This window comes from Marinobacter sp., assembly GCF_034669625.1.
Classification (GTDB): Bacteria; Pseudomonadota; Gammaproteobacteria; order Pseudomonadales; family Oleiphilaceae; genus Marinobacter.
This window is the reverse complement of sequence record NZ_JAXMOY010000002.1, coordinates 135,948-153,891: the sequence shown is the minus strand read 5'-3', so window position 1 is coordinate 153,891 and position 17,944 is coordinate 135,948. Positions and strand designations below refer to the sequence as shown.

The window sequence follows — 17,944 nt, the reverse complement described above, 5'->3', positions numbered from 1 at the left end:
AGTGGTTATGGGCAATCACCATGACAGTATCGCCCTCGACTGGGTTCGGGGCGAAATACAGGACACGCTGACCCAAGGTCAGCATGCACTCGAAGCGTACGTTGATAATCGTGACGATACCGCGCGCCTGCGCTTCTGCCTGAACTATCTTCATCAGGTGCACGGCACCCTGCAAATGGTGGAGCTTTACGGTGCCGCATTGCTCACCGAAGAGATGGAGAAACTCACCCAGGCCATTCTGAACGAAACCGTCGTTAACATTGATGACGCCGTTGAAGTCTTGATGCAGGCCATTCTCCAGTTGCCACAATATCTGGAACATCTGGGCAGCAGCCGTGACGACTTTCCAATGGTGTTGTTGCCACTGCTCAATGACCTTCGGGCAGCTCACGGTGAGCCCCTGCTGTCAGACACGTCCTTGTTCAAACCGGATCTGACCGCGGCTCGTTTCAAGGTGACCGGTAAAGTTTCTGAACGACTTCAAGACCCGAAAGTGCTCGGTCATCTCAGAAAACTGCGGCAGATGTACCAGTTTGCCTTGGCCGGCGTTGTTCGCGAAGAAGACCTGGACGCTCATTTCGGCTACATGCAGAAAGTCATCGAGCGGCTCTCGCGCTTGTGCCAGAAAACCGCTCGCGGCGAACTCTGGAAGGCCGCCGGCGCCTTTGTTGAAACTCTCGAAGCACACGTAAACCCGGTCAACACCGCGGTCACATCGTTGTTGCGCGAGCTCGATGTCGAGATCCGCAAGCTGACAGACGAACACGCAGACATTTTGCTGCAGCCTGTTCCCGAGGCCTTGCTCAAGAACCTGCTGTATTATGTCGCTCGCGCCCGGGATCTGGACCGCCCGCAGGTCAATTACATTCGCAACGCATACCAACTCTCCGATGCGCTACCCTCCGACGACCACGTCAGTGAGGCACGCACTCGCGTCTCCGGCCCCGGCCGTGATGCCATCCAATCCGTCGTCAGCGCCCTGAACGAAGAACTTGCGCGATTGAAAGATCAACTCGATCTGTTCGTGCGCGCAGAGCATCGTCAGAATACAGAGCTGGACGAAATGCTTCCGGGCCTGCGCCAGGTCGGTAACACGCTGGCAGTTCTTGGGCTCGGTATTCCACGCAAAGTGGTGGCGGAGCAGATCGAGCTGGTCGACAAGCTTTGCGGCCAAGTAGAAACGATCGATGACGGCACTCTGATGGATATCGCCGGTGCGCTACTGTACGTCGAAGCCAGCCTTGCCGGCCTCGACGTGGATCGCCACACCGAAGTGTCGGACAACACCGGTGACAGCGAACCCGTAAACATCGGCTCCCGAGAACTGACTGAAGCCAACGAAGCCCTGATTCGTGAATCGCGTAATACGCTTGAACAAGCTAAATCCGCCATCATTAATTTCATCGCGTCTCAATGGGACACTCAAGAAATTGAGCACGTCCCGGCACTGCTACACAGCATTCGTGGCGGTCTGGGACTGGCAGCTCTGGAACACATTCCAGACATGCTCGACTCTGCCGAGCGCTATATCTCCGATGTATTGCTGTCCAGCCAACAAGTACCAGACTGGCGCCAATTGGATACCCTCGCAGATGCCATAACCAGTATCGAGTACTATCTTGAACGGGTCGCTGAAGGCATCACCGATAACGACACGATTCTGCGCATTGCCAAGGAAAGCCTGGCAAGTCTGGGCTTCCCTGTTGGTGAAGATCCAACATGGAACGAGGATAACCAGACGGCTGCGGTCGAATCAGAGGATGCCTCGATTCTTGAGCCGTCAATGCCGGAAGAGCCGGATTCGTCACAAAAAAGTTCTGACGGTGAACTGCTGGATGATGAAATACTCAGTATCTTCATCGAAGAAGCCGAAGAAGTTCTGGAAACCATTCAGGAATACTACCCTCGCCTGCGCAGGGATCACAGTGACCGAGACGCACTGACGGAGGTCCGCCGAGCCTACCACACGCTCAAAGGCAGTGGCCGACTTGTTGGCGCGGCTAGCCTCGGTGAGGCTGCATGGTCGGTTGAAAACCTTCTGAACCGGGTTATTGACCAGACGCTGAAACCCACAGACGATCTGTTTTCAATTCTCGACGACGTGAATGCCCGTCTGCCAGAGCTGATTCAGGAATTCCGTCAGGGAGAAACCGCCGGTGACGTCGACGCACTGATCGCCCGTGCCGACGCACTGGCCACAACCCGACGCACCGAAACGACACCTCAGGAGCCTGCCAGCCAGGCCGAAGCCGCAGACCTGTCTGCCGAGGCGCAGGACGACGCGTCTGCGCCTGCGATTCCCGCTGAGCCAATCGTAACCGAGACGGCAGAATCGTCTGCTCCCGCGACAGACGACGAAAACGATCTCATCGACGATGAAATTCTAGAGATTTTTATTGAGGAAGCTGGCGAAGTACTCGAAACCATCAATGAGTACCTGCCCATGCTGCTGCGACAGTACGATGATCGCAGCGCCCTGGCGGAAGTGCGACGAGCATTCCACACCCTTAAGGGCAGTGGGCGCATGGTCGGCGCAAGTGTCATTGCCGAACTGTCCTGGTGCGTAGAAAACGTGTTGAACCGCATCATTGATGGCAGCATCTTCATGAACGACGACCTCGCTCAGCTGCTTCAGGATGTCACCGAAGTCATCCCGACTCTCGTGAGCGATTTCGAGAAACGTATCGACACCCCCGTCGAGACAGCAGTGCTCGAAGCCCGAGCTAACGCTTTGGCCAGTGGCGAGTTCCCGGACACCTCAGCCATGCCAGCGGCTGAATCCTCAGAGATCGCGTCAGACCATAACGACGTGCCGGCCGACAGCCAACACGCTGAATCGCAAGATCCTGATCAGGTCCTGCTCGAAATTTTTGAGCAGGAAGCACAAACTCATCTGCAAACCCTTCAGAGCTATCTGGTTGCTAGCCAGAACAGGACTGCGTCAGTCTATACCGATGACCTGTCCCGAGCCCTGCACACGCTGAGAGGCAGTGCCAATACCGCTGGCATTGCGCCGATTGCCACAATTATTACGCCTCTGGAGCGCTTCATCAAAGAGGCCAGAGCGCAAAACAAACGGGCCGATCACGAGGTACTCGAATTAATTTCCCGAGCCAGTGATTTCCTGACCAATGGTCTGGCGCAACTCCACGACCATCCTCAAGCTGAGCTTGACGGCACCCCGGATTATCTCGACAAACTCGAGCAAGTCAGCACCTTTACGTTCCAGGGGCAGGCCCTTGACGATGATGTGACACCTGCAAATCAGGTGTCATCACAACTGATTCAACTGTTTTTGGGCGAAGGCCTCGACATCGTTCTGGATGCCGAGACCATTCTCGATGAATGGGCCGCCGACCCTCAACAAAGCAGCGCGTTGTCCACCCTGCGCAGTGAACTTGAATCTCTGACCGACAACGCAGCGGATGTCGGTCTGGCCGATGTGGCCAATCTTGCAGATGCGCTAACTCGCCTCTACAACGCAGTTACCCTGTATGGGTTGCCCACCTCCGATAATTTCTTCGACACCGCTCGAAGGGCTCACGAACAGCTTATTAACCAGATGGATCAGGTCGCGGCCGGTCTGGCCACTGACCCGTGTGACGACATCATCCTTGAGCTTCATGCCTTGACGGATACGGTGAACCGGAACGACGAGCCGAACGAATTCGAGCAACAGTTCACTGGGGATCTCGAGGAAATCGACCTCAGTCTCGAGGACAGCGAATTTACCAATGCCGAGTTGGCCGCTGAACAACAGAATACGTTACCGGAAACCTCCGACGGCAGCGATATGGATGAGGAGCTCGCGGCCATCTTCCTGGAAGAAGCTCGTGATCTCATCCACAGCACGGCTGAAGCATTGCAAAACTGGAGTGAAGACACCGGTAACATCGATACCCTGCGCCTGCTGCAAAGAGATTTGCACACCCTGAAAGGTGGTGCACGTCTGGCCGATATCGAGACCGTAGGCGATCTGGCCCACGAACTGGAGAACCTGTTCGAAGGGCTCACAGAGAAGCGGCTTTCGATCAACGATGCGCTTTCCGATTTGTTGTTCCGCTGTCACGATCGCTTGGCCGGCATGGTCGATGCGCTTGAGGCTCAGGAACCGCCAAAGCCAGCACCGGACTTAGTGCAGGAAATCCAGCAATACATCGCCAGTGCCCGAGGCATCCGACCGGTCACCGATGTGGCTCCAGAGAAGGGATCTTTAACCGAATCTGGCGAAACAGAGCCGCAGGACTCGAGCGGTAACGACGCCAATGAAGACACCGGCAACGAAGTTGCTGATCTGTCCCATTTGGACCCGGAGCTGCTCGGCATCTTCCTGGAAGAAGCCTACGACCTGATCAACTCTACTGGCAGCGCCCTCCATAACTGGAGCGAAAACTCGACCGACCGCAGCATTGCCACAGAACTGCAACGCGATGTGCACACCCTGAAAGGCGGTGCTCGAATGGCCGGCGTGGGCGCTATCGGCGATCTGACTCACGTTCTTGAAGACCTGTTCGAAAAGGTCGCTGAAGGCAAACTCGAAGCCAGCAGCAGCATGACTGAGCTACTGTTTGCATGTCACGACCGGCTGGCGCAAATGGTCGAACAAGTGGCTACTCAGCAACCTTGCCCACCGGCCAAACAGCTGGAAGAACAAGTCAAAGCCATTATTCAAGGTGATGGCGCCTCCGATACCTCCGGAGTGAGTGCGGAGCCTGAAAGCGAGGTAGTGCCTGAAGAAGCGGGCATCGAACACGATGTCTTTGACGCAGAGCCCGAGTCCGATTTACCCGATGATTCCCGGGCCGAAGATATTCTCAGCATCTTCTTGGATGAAGGACTGGAAATTCATGACTCCATCGCTGAGGACCTCGAATATTGGCGCGAACAGCCGAATGAGCTGGCCGCTGTTCTTTCGCTTCGACAAGAACTTCACACCCTCAAGGGTGGCGCTCGCCTGTCCGACCTCGATGCCATCGCTGATCTGGCCGAAGCTTGGTCCGAACTGCTTGATGATGCTCTTGCCGGAAGCACACCGGCAGACACCGCACTGGCAATGAGCGATCGTGCACAAGCCAGCTTCCGTACCATGCTGGATGCAATTGAAGCCGGCGAGCGGCCAGTGGTCGACTTCAGCCTCATCGATACAATGTCCCAAACCGGAGCTGAGACACCCAGTCCGGTTTCGGAAACTGAATCACACTCTGAGGAAACTCCGGATCCGGAAGTTCTGGAAATATTCCTCGAAGAAGCCAGCGAAATCATGGACCAGCTGGAGCAACTGCTGGCCGACTGGCACAAAGAGCCAGACAACCATCATTTCAATCAAGAAGCTCAACGTGCCATGCACACCCTCAAAGGGGGCGCTCGCCTGTCTCAGCTCTCTGGATTGGGAGACAAAGCCCATACCTTTGAAACACTGCTTATTGATCTTGGTGGCAATGCACCCACCGAAGCCCAATGGCAAGAGATTAGCCGTCAACATGACGACATTATCGCTGCCGTCGCCGCCGTTCGTGCTCATTATGAGCAAGACGCAGCCTCGCACGAACCCGAACAAACCGAGCCACAAGCGCAACGTCCCGATGAAGAGCCGGCACCGCAGTCAGCTGAAGCTGTACAACCCGAACCCAAGCCGGTCGCCCGAAAACCTTCACGGGCCCGAAACAACAAGGCCGTAGAAGCCCAGCGTGCCGCTCAAGAAACCATTCGAGTGTCCGCTCCGTTGCTGGACGATCTGGTTAACCTCGCCGGCGAAACCAGTATTACCCGTGGTCGACTGGAGCAACAGTCCAGTGACTTCAGCCATACCCTTGACGAGATGGCCGCCACCATCGAGCGTCTGCGCGAGCAGTTGCGTCGAATGGACATCGAAACGGAAACCCAGATTCTATTCCGTGCTGAACAGGAACACGGCGCAGACTACGGTGAAGATTTCGACCCACTGGAGATGGACCGCTATTCGTCGATCCAGCAGTTGTCCCGAGCACTCACCGAGTCCTCGTCTGACCTTACCGATCTGAGGGAAACACTGGCTGACCGGGTACGCGATACGGAAACCTTGCTGGTTCAGCAGTCCCGGATCAATACCGAGCTTCAGGAAGGTCTGATGAAGACCCGAATGATCCCGTTTGCTTCCACAGTGCCACGACTGCGCCGGATTGTTCGGCAGATCAGTGGTGAATTAGGCAAGAAGGTCGAGTTTGACGTTCGCAACGCCGAAGGCGAGATGGACCGAAGCATTCTTGAGCGCATGATTGCGCCGCTGGAGCACATGCTTCGCAACGCCTTGGATCACGGTATTGAAACACCGCAAGAGCGCCGTCAGGCCGGTAAACCGGAAACCGGTGAAGTGGTCCTGTCGCTGACCCGAGAAGGCGGTGACGTGGTGCTTCGCATGATCGACGACGGCAAGGGCATCCCGGCTGAAGTGATTCGGGAAAAAGCCATTCGTCAGGGCTTGATGCACGCCAACGAAGCGCTCTCCGAGCGTGAGATCCTGCAGTTTATTCTGCAACCCGGCTTCTCCACCGCCCATACGGTCACCCAGATTTCCGGCCGCGGCGTTGGCATGGACGTAGTCGCCAGCCAAATCAAACAGCTCGGCGGTAGCCTCGACATCGATTCTTCAGTGGGGCGCGGTTCCACCTTCACTGTTCGCCTGCCGTTCACCGTGTCGGTGAACCGTGCTCTGATGGTCGCCACCGGCGAGGATTTCTACGCGATCCCGCTGAACACGATTGAAGGTATCGTTCGGGTCAGCACCTATGAGCTGGAAGAGTATTACAAACCCGATGCGCCCTTGTACGAGTATGCTGGCCAGCAATACCGGTTGCAGTACCTCGGCAACTTGCTGAATAGTGATCACCATCCCAAGCTGCAAGGTCAGGCATTGCCACTGCCCGTCATACTGGTGCGCGGTGCCGAGCAACCACTGGCGCTTCAGGTCGATCACCTGATGGGTAGTCGTGAGATTGTTGTTAAATCACTTGGCCCTCAATTCAGCACCGTTCGCGGTGTATCCGGTGCCACCATTCTGGGTGATGGCAACGTGGTGGTGATTCTCGATCTGCCCGCCATGATCCGTTCAGACGTGCTGTCTGACCGTCAGCGAATTGCCAACTTGGCCAAAGAACGCACGGCCAGCCGCTTCGAAGAACAAGTGACAACGGTCATGGTGGTGGACGATTCGGTAACCGTTCGCAAAGTGACGTCACGTTTGCTGGAACGAAACGGCATGGAAGTGATCACCGCAAAAGACGGTTTGGATGCAGTGGCTCAGCTACAGGACCACCGCCCGGATGTCATCCTGCTGGATATCGAAATGCCCCGAATGGACGGTTTCGAAGTAGCCAGTTTTGTCCGCCATGATGACACGCTCAAAGATACACCGATTTGCATGATCACCTCTCGAACCGGTGAAAAACACCGCGAGCGGGCTCTGGCCATCGGCGTCAACGAGTACCTGGGCAAGCCTTTCCAGGAGACGGTGCTGCTTGAAACCATTAAACGGCTGACTGAGAGCGAGTGATGTCTGGCCAGACCGGCCGACCGAAGGCCGGAGTTGTTTCCGATGACGCGCTACAGCGCCGGCGGCTTCAAGAGGCCGCCGGAAAATTCGGGCTGGACAGCTGTTTCTCGGGCGATCCCGATCGGTTAATCGGCTACCCGGAGTTTCCAGACGCCGTGTTGTGGCTGGTCACCCTGCAAGACGAAGCGGATCATCCAACCTTTTTCGATTATTTACTCGACCACACCGACGCGCCCGTCTTGTTTGGTGTGGATCTGGCACCCAAGCCCGGTAGTACAGATTATGTGCGCTGGGAGCGGCGGCTTCAGAACAAACTGGAGCAACAACTCGGCCCTCTGGAAGCACGGAAAAGCACCTACGGCCTGGAGGAACTCGTTGATTCCGGGCCTGCACAGAAAGCACCGCCGAGCTTACCAACCTGGGAAACGCCAGCCCCGCCCGGGTCGCCGGCAGACGATATCTGGGTTCTAGGAGCCTCGCTGGGCGGCCCCGCCGCCGTGAAAGCGTTCCTTGATCAGCTGCCGCCGGGTTTACCTGTGGGATTCGTCTACGCTCAACACATCGACGGTAACTTCACCGAAGTCCTGACCCGGGTACTTGGCCGCCATGCTCATTACCAACTCAAGACAGCTGAGCCAGGTTACCGAATACAGAGCGGCGATGTGGTGCTGATGCCGGTAGAAAACCAATGGTCTTTCGACTCCGGAGGCCGGCTCGTTGAACTGGACGAGCCTTGGCCCGGCCCTTACGGACCCTCCATTGATCAAGTGCTGCTCAATGTGGCGGATCACTACGGCAAGTGCTGCCACGCTATTCTCTTTTCTGGCATGGGCAACGACGGAGCCCTTGCGGCCCCCATGCTGAAAGCCTACGGTAGTCGAATCTGGGTCCAGGAAAGTCAGAGCTGTGGTAACAGTTCTATGCCTGATTCCGTCGCAGCGACCGGCTGTACCAGTTTCTGCGGCACACCGGAACAACTGGCCGAAGAACTGGTTAACACCATCAAGAACAACAGCCTGCTCACGGGCCGGCACAATCGGGTTCTGCCTGAGGACACTCGCTATGAATGAAAACAGCCAATCCCTATCCTGCGTCATGGTACCCGTCAGCGACCGGCAATTGCTGCTCCCGAACGTATCCATCGCAGAAGTAGTCGATTTGACCAACACAAAAACTGACCGCGGCACACCCGATTGGCTGGTTGGTTTTATCGACTGGAGGGGCCTCAACTTACCCGTCATTTCCTATGATGCCGCCAACGGCAGTGAGTTGGTCGTGCCCGGTGGCAACCGGGGCCGTATCATTGTGATTAACACCATCGGCCCCAACCATAGCCAATTGCCGTTCATGGCCATAGTGACTCAAGGAATTCCCAGCCAAACCCGCCTGACCGAGCCCGAAATCAAAAAACTGGATAGCCAGCCCGGGCCGGCCGATCTTATGCTAGTTGAGGTAGAAGGAGAAGCTGTATGGATTCCCAACCTCGAATATCTGGAATCACTGGCGGTAGACGCCAAACCGTGAGGTAGCGGGGAGCCCCCATAGCGACATGGTCTGCAAATGTTATAATGTTTCAAACTTTGCAGGAGCCATATCATGCCTGAGCGCGCGCTTCCGTACCGCCCTCACAATCATCAAGCCTGCGTCAGCCAAGCACTGACTGACGCACAAGCGATCTGCCGCGACCAAAATGCCCGCCTGACCCCCATTCGGGAGCGTGTTCTGGAGCTGATCTGGCAATCCCACAAACCACTCGGCGCCTACGACATTCTGGCTCAGCTCGGTTCAGAAGGGCACAGTGCGGCGCCGCCCACCGTTTACCGAGCTCTGGACTTCCTGCTCCAGTACGGTCTGGTGCATCGCATCTCGTCTTTGAATGCATTCGTCGGTTGTGCTCACGCCGGTGAGCATCATCGCAGCACCTTCCTGATCTGCCGGGACTGCGGCATTGTGCTGGAACTGGCCGTCGACGCGGTCACCAAAGCCATCGAGTCAGCCGCCAAAGCGGAAGCCTTCTTGCCAGAAGACATCACGGTGGAAATTTCCGGTTTGTGCCCCACTTGTCAGGGAAGCACTACGCATGCCTGATTACTTGGTACGACTCGATCAGCTCACGGTACGTTTTGAAGAACGCATCGTGGTGGATCATGTCAATCTGGCGGTTGCCCGAGGCGACATCATCACCATTATCGGTCCGAACGGTGCCGGTAAAACCACCCTCATCAAAACCATTCTGGGCATTCAGAAAGCCTCCAGCGGTACAGTATCACTGGCCCCGGATCTGGTGATTGGTTACGTGCCCCAACATCTTTCACTCGAGGCCACCCTGCCCTTGAGCGTGAAACGCTTCATGCTGCTAAGTGGGCGCCCACTGCCCGCCTGCGAGGCCGCGTTGCAACGTACCGGCGTAGGGCATCTTCTCAATGCCTCTGTGCACCATCTTTCCGGCGGTGAAAAACAGCGTTTGTTGCTGGCCCGCGCCCTTGCCCGCCAGCCCGATCTGCTGGTGCTCGATGAGCCTGCGCAGGGGGTTGATATCAATGGCCAAGCGGCTTTGTACGAACTGATTAGAGAGCTCCGAGATGAACTGCATTGTGGCGTGATCATGATCTCCCACGATCTGCATCTGGTGATGGCAGCCACCGATCAAGTCATCTGTCTTAACCAGCATATTTGCTGCAGCGGCCATCCGGCGGATATTTCCCTGGACCCCGCCTTCATCGAAACCTTCGGCCCCCAAGTGGCAGAATCACTGGCGGTTTACCACCACCGGCATAATCACAGCCACGATCTGCACGGCGACGTCGTAAGTGGAAATGAACCTCACGGAGTCTGCAACCATGAACATCATTGATCTGATTCTTGGTGACTTTTTCTGGCGGGCGTTGCTTGGAGGGCTTGGGGTCGCCTTGGTTGCCGGCCCTTTAGGTTGTTTTGTGGTCTGGAGGCGTTTGGCGTATTTCGGGGACACCTTGGCCCATTCGGCCCTGCTGGGGATCGCCCTGAGTTTCCTGATCAGCATCCCGCTCAATGTGGGCGTAATCATCACCTGCCTGCTTATCGCATTGGTTCTGGTGTTGTTATCCCGGACTCGCGCCCTAGCCACAGATACCTTACTGGGTATTCTGGCTCACAGCACGCTGGCTATCGGCTTGGTAACACTCAGTTTTATGCCCGATATCCGGGTTGATCTCACCGGGCTGCTGTTTGGCGACCTGCTCGCGATGAGCCGCCAGGATCTGCTCTGGATTTATGGCGGAGCCGCAATCGTGTTGGCGCTGCTGGCCATGCTCTGGCGTCCGCTGTTGATGAGCACCATCCACGAAGAACTCGCGCGCGTGGAAGGCATACCCGTAGAACGGCTTCGTCTGGCGTTGATGGTGATGTTCGCATTAGTCATCGCCGTGGCGATGAAGATCGTTGGTGTCTTGCTGATTACCGCATTGCTGATCATTCCTGCCGCCACGGCCAGGCGGTTGGCAAAAACACCTGAGCACATGCTGGGACTGGCGATCATGTTCGGATTTATTGGGGTATCGGGCGGCCTGACACTGTCTTGGCACCTGGACACGCCGGCTGGCCCGTCCGTCGTCGTCACCGCTTTCCTGACCTTCTTGTTGGTCTACAGCAGCGCCCGCAACACCAGTCATTAAATCCCCCGGGCTTTCCCGTTGGCTCAGACTGGTCTAGAGTGGATTGGCTGACCAACGGAAAGCCTGAGGGAGGGGCCTGGCATGGACAGCGGCCTGGACAGAGCTTCACCAAGTTCAAGAATCCGCAGGGCCCTCTGGCCGGGCTTGTGGATTCCTGTCGTTATCCTGTTAGTCGGAAGCGCGCTCAGCTTGTCCGTCGCCCAACGGATTGCCTCCCAAACAGAAGCTTTAGCGCAACAACACTATCACCTGCAGCATCGCACTCTGGTTCACTTGGTGCTCGATCACCTGTACCGTCACGGGAATGATGTTTCCCTACTGAAAGTGCCGCTGGCCAAAGCCATGCCCAAACATCTCAGTCTTCGCATCGACACGCTGGAACGGCATACCAAAAAGCCGCTCCTGAAACTCGGCTCGATCCAGGCGCCTCTGACTCGCCAAGCCCTTCGCAGTGAGCTGGACATTGACGGCAACCGGTCGATGGTAACGACCATGCCGGATGCCCAGTTACTCAAGGCGCCTGCACAAAACTTACGTTGGCTTGTTCTGATCAGCGGTATGGCTCTCACCTTACTCGCGTTTGTGCTGTCGCTTTACCTGTGCTGGCGTTATCAGCGGCAGCGAACACTAGCCAGCTCGCACCACAAAGACCTGAAAACCCAGAACCAGAAAATCGCCAACCTGAACGTTGAAAAGCTCGCTCTCAGACAGGCTCTCAACGATAGCGAGAATCGATCACGGGATCTGATCAACCTCACTGGCAACCTGATTGCCGAGCTGGATGATCAGGGACAAATCGAATACATCTCAGCCCTGGCCGCCGATATGTTCAGGCAGGCACCGTCAGATCTGGACCAGAAGCCCTTCCAACAGCTTGTCGTGCTATCCGACCAACAGCGTTTCACCGAATGCCTTGAAGCAGCCCGAGCAGACCAAGACATAACACAGGCAGACCTCACACTGGCGGGAGAAAATTCCGAACAACCGGTGCCCGTCACCTTGCGCTTAAAAGCGTTAACAGACCCCGTGAGGGGCCTCATAGGGTTTCGACTGAGCGCACAAATCAAAACCCGCCGTGCTGACTAGCGCCTTACATTGGCTGAACCCGGTCCAAGAGCCGACCGGTCGCCATTAGCTCCAAAAACTCATCTCCCAACCGGTCACTTTCCGCAATCGCCCGGCGCCAAGACCTTTCACGCCCGGCATCATCCCCCAAATACTTCTCGAAATCCTTACGGTCCGGCAGTTTGCGATCTGGCAAGGCTTCAAGGTATTCACGGGACGGTGACAGCAATAAAACATCTTGCAGGCGAGTCGCATCCCCTCTGCGCCACGGCATCGTCTTATCAAACCAGCCGGGCACCACTTTGTCGGTAAAGTGGGGATAAAGCACGATCCCGGGCTGCTCGTAGGGAAGATCAAGATGGTAGTCCAGCAACCCACCGTCACGGTACACCCCCGCCGGAGCACCCGGAATGTTATGCACAGCCGACATCACCATCGGGATCGACGCTGAGGCCAACAAGGCAGACAACAAATTGTCCGAGGTGAGCGCTACTTCATGGCGCGGGAACTCTGCGTGGGTGGATACCGGGGTTTTTTGTCGGGCATCGTGAACAAAGCCACGCTCCATAAAGCGGCTTAGGTGGCGGCGACTGAGCATATTGGCACTAATTGCGCTCATGAGCCCCATACTCAGACGACCTTTCGAATCATGCTGCAACAGACCAAGGCTTCGAACCACCACCACACTGAGCCGATAAACAGGATGCGCTAACAGGTATTCCTCTCGACCACCGAGCAGCTCCTGCAAAAAAGCGATGCTTTTACGGCTGACTTCTTCCGCGCTTACACCTTTGCTAAAACGTTGCTGAGTGTAGAGTTCCGCCAATTTGGCCAGCTGGGCCCGAGGGTCGTCGGAAGATGCAACAGCAGCAAATCGCCAACTTCCGATCGATGAACCAATCAGAGCAATCTCGTGTTCGGCTTCGGCTAACCAATCTCCGAATACGGCCTTATCGAGGCCACTGATCCCCAGCGCTTTCGGTCCTCCGGCCGCTCCCGGAACCACATGTACATCCGATGCTTCCAGTGGTTTCTGTCGCAGCCGTTCCAAAGCGCGGCGACCAGCCCGGATAGTAAGTGCCGGGGCACGGGTGTGAACTGCAGTCATTCGATATCCTCTCATTAGCTGACCGGAGTTTAACGAAGGCCCATGGCCCCAGCCAACTGAACAAATTTCATGGTACCCATTGGCATCGTGCATAAACCGTCGACTTACGCTCCAAAATGAGCAAACTTCGACTTTTACGTAAAAAGTGCCATGCTAGACTTTAACCAACAATGGCACAGGATGTGTGCCGTGGATTGTCAGCGGGAGCTGAGCTGTGCATCTTCTTACCTCGCCAGAAACCATGGAATCTAACCCCAACCTTGCCGTGCTGGGATTCCGGCGCCAATTGGTTTACCACTTGCACTTCTGGTCCTTTATCGCTGTCGCCCCGCTGATTCTGATCCAGTGGCAGCATGGCCACCACTTGCTTGCCGCTTTTTTAATCCTTTTCTGCGCCAATGCGGTGCTTGTCATTGTTTGTTTGCGGCTGACCGGGCGCTATTTTCTAAAAGGCCGTCTGTTTCCGATTCTGGCTGTGGTATCAGCCGCTTACTCCACTGCAATCAACGGACACGCGGGCCTTTACTGGGCCTATCCGGCCGCCATCGCCCTGTTTTTCTTGCTCCCGTTGAAAGAGGCCAGCATTTGCAACATCCTGTTTATAACGGTGATGGCGGTTACCTCATTCCTAAAGTTTCCAGAAGCTGATTTCTGGCGCATCACCTTTTCACTAGGCCTCAGCTGTATCTTCGCCATGGTGTTCGCCTGGCTTGTCGGGCGCATGCAGCAAGAACTGACAAAATTGGCCACCACCGACCCACTAACCGGCTGCCTGAACCGCTCCCAGCTCGCCGACCTTCTGAACAGCCAGATCCAGATGCGCGAACGGTACGAGCGTGTATCCAGCCTGGTACTGATTGATCTGGACTACTTCAAAGTCATCAACGATCAATGGGGCCATCTGGCCGGTGATAAGGTTCTGAAGGAGCTCACACTGCGAATTCGAAAGCGGCTACGGGAGAACGACCAACTGTTCCGCGTTGGCGGAGAGGAATTCATGATCGTGCTGCCGGAAACCCGCCAAAAGGATGCCGATTCCCTCGCCCATCAATTATTAAGCAGCATCAGCGCCACCCCCTTCCTGGATGACATCCGCGTAACCGCCAGTGCGGGTGTAGCGGAGGTATTCCAAGGTGAAACCTGGTCAGTCTGGCTGAATCGAGCCGATCAGGCACTGTATGCCGCCAAGCATCAGGGGCGAAATCAGATTGTAAATGCCCCCAAACCTAATACGGTGGCTCCGGCAACCAGCGAACAAGGGCCCATCCCGCCAATCAATGACGGCGACGAAGTAGCTTAATCCTAGGGCCTATTCGTCAAAAGTTGCTGTCTGAAATCACGATAGGCCGAGAACACCGCCCAAGGTTTCTCGAAGTGCGGGTAGTGTCCAACATGCCTCAAACTAACCACATCCGCAGATGGCATCAGTTCGCGGTAACGTCTAACCATCGCCGCACCGGAAACCGGATCCGCGGTACCCGAAATGAGCCGTATCGGCTGACAGGCCTCCTGCAACGCACCAACCCAACGATTACGGTGGCAGCGGCGCTCTTCCATAAACTGAATGAGCTCATGCAAAATTCCGCGTCCGTTGTTGTAGTTCAGCAAGTGCCAGAAATCCGATAAATCATCACGATCCGGCTGACCGTCCGGACCGAACAAATGCCGAAAACTCCGCTCAAAAGCCCCTTTTGTGAGCCCAAGGCTAATCAACCCGCCCAGCGGACTTTTAAGCGCCTTTTGAATAAACAAAGGAGCGTGAACCTCCGGGAAAAGGCCGCCATTCAGCAAAGACACGCTGTTGATTCGAAACCCTAACGCGCCTTCCTGATCTCTGGCCAACAGCTCCTGAACCACAGAAGTGCCATAATCGTGAGCCATCAGGTGCACTTCCGCCAGGCCCAGCCCTTCCAACCAGCCCTGAACGAGATCCGTTTGATCTTCGATGCTGTATCGATATTGTTGAGGTTTATCGGAAAAGCCAAAGCCCAACATGTCCAGCGCTAACACCTGATAGTGTCGGCTCAGCATCGGCCAGAGACGACTCCAGTCCCAGCTTGCCGAAGGGAACCCATGAAGCAAAACCAAAGGCTCACCTTGTCCTGCCATGCGGCTGAAAACGGCATGGCCACCATAGCTGAACCACTTTCCCGTTTGTTGCCAAGCTTCTAGGGTAGCAGCCACCTGACCCATATCTGCCACCGACCCAGACATAATCTGTCCCATGATTTGCCCCGACACGCCCTGTGAGCAAATAACTTTAGTGCAAAGCACCGCCACTAGCCACTACACACCACCTCCTTCACCGCGTGGAAAAGTGATCGAACCGCCTAAATCATGGAGGTGAAGCGCGATTTGCCTTAAGCTTCACACTTTGACAGGCACACTATCGGAAACCATTATGTCTCTACCCCTTGATGATCTCACCGGCCATTACCACGCGATTCTTGAAGGCTTGGGAGAAGACCCCAGCCGCGAAGGCCTGATGGACACCCCTACCCGTGCTGCTAAAGCCATGCAGTTTCTAACCCGCGGCTATCAACAGGACCTGAACAGCCTGGTGAATAATGCGGTGTTCGAGTCAGCCATGGATGAAATGGTGGTGGTCCAGGACATCGAGCTCTACAGCATGTGTGAACACCATATGCTTCCTTTCATCGGTAAATGCCATATCGCTTACTTGCCTCAAGGCAAGGTGCTGGGGCTGTCCAAGTTTGCGCGCATCGTGGACATGTACGCGCGTCGTCTGCAAATTCAGGAAAACCTGACACGGCAAATCGCAGAAGCCGTCGAAAGCGTGACCGGCGCGAAAGGTGTTGGCGTGGTGATCGAAGCGCAACACATGTGCATGATGATGCGCGGCGTTGAAAAACAAAACTCCCGCATGAAAACCTCCATGATGCTTGGCCAATTCCGTAAGTCTCAGGCGACCCGCAGCGAGTTCCTGACTCTGATATCGAGCAATCGCGGGTAGATTTGGCACAATACCCTACTGAAATTGGTGTTTTTGGCTGCTGGAAAACAGCCACCGTTGCGACAGGATAGAACGGCACCCGCTAACAACAGCTCACCCCGATAGCTGCTTGCGCGCTTGTCCGTCTAGTCGAAGGTGCGCTGTGCTCGGGCAAGCCTTCCCCGTTCAGGAGTCGTCATGCGTTCATTGGCAAACAAAACCATCATTATCACAGGCGCGAGCCGCGGCATTGGACGTGAAGTTGCGCTGGTTTGCGCTGCGGAAGGCGCCAACATTGTCATCGCGGCCAAATCAGATCAACCACATCCAAAACTTGAAGGAACCATTCATTCCGTAGCAAAAGAGGTTGAGGAAGCCGGCGGCCAAGGTCTGGCGGTTAAGGTGGACGTGCGCAGCGAAGAAGACGTCGACAATTTGATTGCAGAAACGGTCGAGACCTTTGGTGGCATTGACGCCATCATCAACAACGCCGGTGCCATTGCTTTATCCGGCGTTGAATCAACGCCGCTGAAAAAGCTCGACCTGATGATGCAGATAAACTTCCGCGCGGTGTTTCTGCTCAGCCAAAAAGCCTTACCTTACCTGAAGAAGTCTGCTAATGGTCACATCCTGAGCTTCTCCCCTCCTCTGGACCTCGACCGCCGCTGGATGCGCAACCACGCACCCTACACCCTAACCAAATACGGGATGTCGATGCTAACACTCGGCATGTCGGATGAGTTAAGTCGCTACGGCATTGCAGTCAACGCACTTTGGCCTCGCACCGTAATCCATACCGCCGCCACGTCCTTCGGCGGCAAGCAATCGTTCGACCGAGCTCGCACCCCAAAGATCATGGCGGATGCCGCGTTCGCTTTACTGAAAACCGAGAACCGAGAAATCACCGGCCAACTTCTGATTGACGAGGACTTCCTGCGCACTCAGGGCGTCGGAGATTTCGAACAATATCGCGCTAACCCAGAGAGTGAAAAAACGGACCTGATGCCCGATTTGTTTGTCCAGGCGCCAGACACTTACGTCCATGGCGCATTGCCACCGCTAGCGGGCTTATCCACAGAAGAATAAAAATCAAATGGATGCGTGGCACATCGTTTTATAACTACGCCCTCATTAACATCATGGAGAACACACGTGCCGATTGAGAACGAACAAGGCCTTCGGGACATTCTAACCAGCGTCCGCACCATCGCTCTGGTGGGTGCCAGTGAGAAAACCAACCGCCCGTCCCACGAAGTCATGGAGTACCTTCAAAAGGCCGGCTATCGGATAATTCCGGTCAACCCAAGACTTGCGGGTAAGCAGGTGCTCGGCGAAACCGTGTACGCCGACCTCGCATCGATACCCGAAGCCATCGATATGGCTGAACTGTTTCTGGCACCTGAGCGCACCGATGCCGTGATCGACCAGGCCATTGAACAAAAGATTCCGGTACTCTGGCTGCAAATAGGAGTCATTAACGAAACCGGAGCTAATCGTGCCGAATCCGCTGGTTTGAAAGTGGTTATGAACCGCTGTCCAAAGCAAGACATTCCAAGATTCAACATTGCCAGATAGGCAAGCCTGCTCTAATCTAAATTTAGTCTAGGATAGGTGAGCAGGTCTATGTCGTTCAAAGA

At 55.7% G+C, this 17,944-nt stretch carries 12 protein-coding genes and 1 pseudogene; 11 read left to right on the top strand and 2 right to left on the bottom strand.

Going from position 1 to position 17,944, the window contains the following annotated elements:
* Window positions 1-7: 7 nt before the first annotated feature.
* The 7 genes from VOI14_RS02680 (at window position 8) to VOI14_RS02650 (ending at window position 12,267) form a co-directional block, all read left to right on the top strand.
* Window positions 8-7,528: an Hpt domain-containing protein gene (locus VOI14_RS02680; protein ID WP_323750486.1), complete on the top strand. Its 7,521-nt coding sequence runs from the start codon at window positions 8-10 to the stop codon at window positions 7,526-7,528.
* Complete coding sequence (locus VOI14_RS02675) at window positions 7,528-8,598, top strand: chemotaxis protein CheB (protein WP_323750485.1); 1,071 nt, start codon at window positions 7,528-7,530, stop codon at window positions 8,596-8,598. The genes VOI14_RS02680 and VOI14_RS02675 overlap by 1 nt, the downstream gene beginning before the upstream one ends.
* Entirely contained in the window at window positions 8,591-9,052 is a 462-nt protein-coding gene (locus tag VOI14_RS02670) for a chemotaxis protein CheW (protein WP_323750484.1), read from the top strand. Before VOI14_RS02675 ends, VOI14_RS02670 begins: the two co-directional genes overlap by 8 nt.
* Before the next feature lie 72 nt (window positions 9,053-9,124).
* Window positions 9,125-9,616 carry a Fur family transcriptional regulator gene (locus VOI14_RS02665; RefSeq protein ID WP_323750483.1) on the top strand — a complete coding sequence of 164 codons (492 nt, stop codon included), beginning with the start codon at window positions 9,125-9,127 and terminating at the stop codon, window positions 9,614-9,616.
* Window positions 9,609-10,382 (top strand): zinc ABC transporter ATP-binding protein ZnuC, encoded by a 774-nt coding sequence (znuC, locus tag VOI14_RS02660; protein ID WP_323750482.1) that lies wholly within the window; start codon window positions 9,609-9,611, stop codon window positions 10,380-10,382. Before VOI14_RS02665 ends, znuC begins: the two co-directional genes overlap by 8 nt.
* Window positions 10,369-11,181 carry a zinc ABC transporter permease subunit ZnuB gene (gene znuB / locus VOI14_RS02655; RefSeq protein ID WP_323750481.1) on the top strand — a complete coding sequence of 271 codons (813 nt, stop codon included), beginning with the start codon at window positions 10,369-10,371 and terminating at the stop codon, window positions 11,179-11,181. The genes znuC and znuB overlap by 14 nt, the downstream gene beginning before the upstream one ends.
* An 81-nt stretch (window positions 11,182-11,262) precedes the next feature.
* On the top strand, window positions 11,263-12,267 hold the full coding sequence (locus tag VOI14_RS02650) for a PAS domain-containing protein (protein WP_323750480.1): 1,005 nt from the start codon (window positions 11,263-11,265) through the stop codon (window positions 12,265-12,267).
* A 4-nt stretch (window positions 12,268-12,271) separates the two neighbouring features.
* On the opposite strand, the gene VOI14_RS02645 is transcribed toward VOI14_RS02650, so the two are convergent.
* A complete protein-coding gene (locus VOI14_RS02645; protein ID WP_323750479.1) occupies window positions 12,272-13,354 on the bottom strand; it encodes a patatin-like phospholipase family protein in 1,083 nt (360 codons plus the stop codon).
* Window positions 13,355-13,568: 214 nt separating this feature from the next.
* On the opposite strand from VOI14_RS02645, the gene VOI14_RS02640 reads away from it, so the two are divergent.
* A complete protein-coding gene (locus tag VOI14_RS02640; protein WP_323750478.1) occupies window positions 13,569-14,654 on the top strand; it encodes a GGDEF domain-containing protein in 1,086 nt (361 codons plus the stop codon).
* 2 nt (window positions 14,655-14,656) lie between these two features.
* Here the strand turns inward: VOI14_RS02640 and VOI14_RS02635 are convergent, their stop codons facing one another.
* Window positions 14,657-15,580 (bottom strand): alpha/beta hydrolase, encoded by a 924-nt coding sequence (locus tag VOI14_RS02635; protein ID WP_323750477.1) that lies wholly within the window; start codon window positions 15,578-15,580, stop codon window positions 14,657-14,659.
* Between the two features lie 175 nt (window positions 15,581-15,755).
* Between VOI14_RS02635 and folE the strand changes: the two genes are divergently transcribed.
* From folE to VOI14_RS02620, 3 genes and pseudogenes are all read left to right on the top strand, one after another.
* Window positions 15,756-16,328: a GTP cyclohydrolase I FolE gene (gene folE, locus VOI14_RS02630; protein ID WP_323750476.1), complete on the top strand. Its 573-nt coding sequence runs from the start codon at window positions 15,756-15,758 to the stop codon at window positions 16,326-16,328.
* Window positions 16,329-16,505: 177 nt separating this feature from the next.
* Window positions 16,506-17,327, top strand: a pseudogene (locus tag VOI14_RS02625) (SDR family oxidoreductase); the annotation flags it as partial.
* 132 nt (window positions 17,328-17,459) lie between these two features.
* On the top strand, window positions 17,460-17,882 hold the full coding sequence (locus VOI14_RS02620) for a CoA-binding protein (protein WP_323750475.1): 423 nt from the start codon (window positions 17,460-17,462) through the stop codon (window positions 17,880-17,882).
* Window positions 17,883-17,944 lie beyond the last annotated feature (62 nt).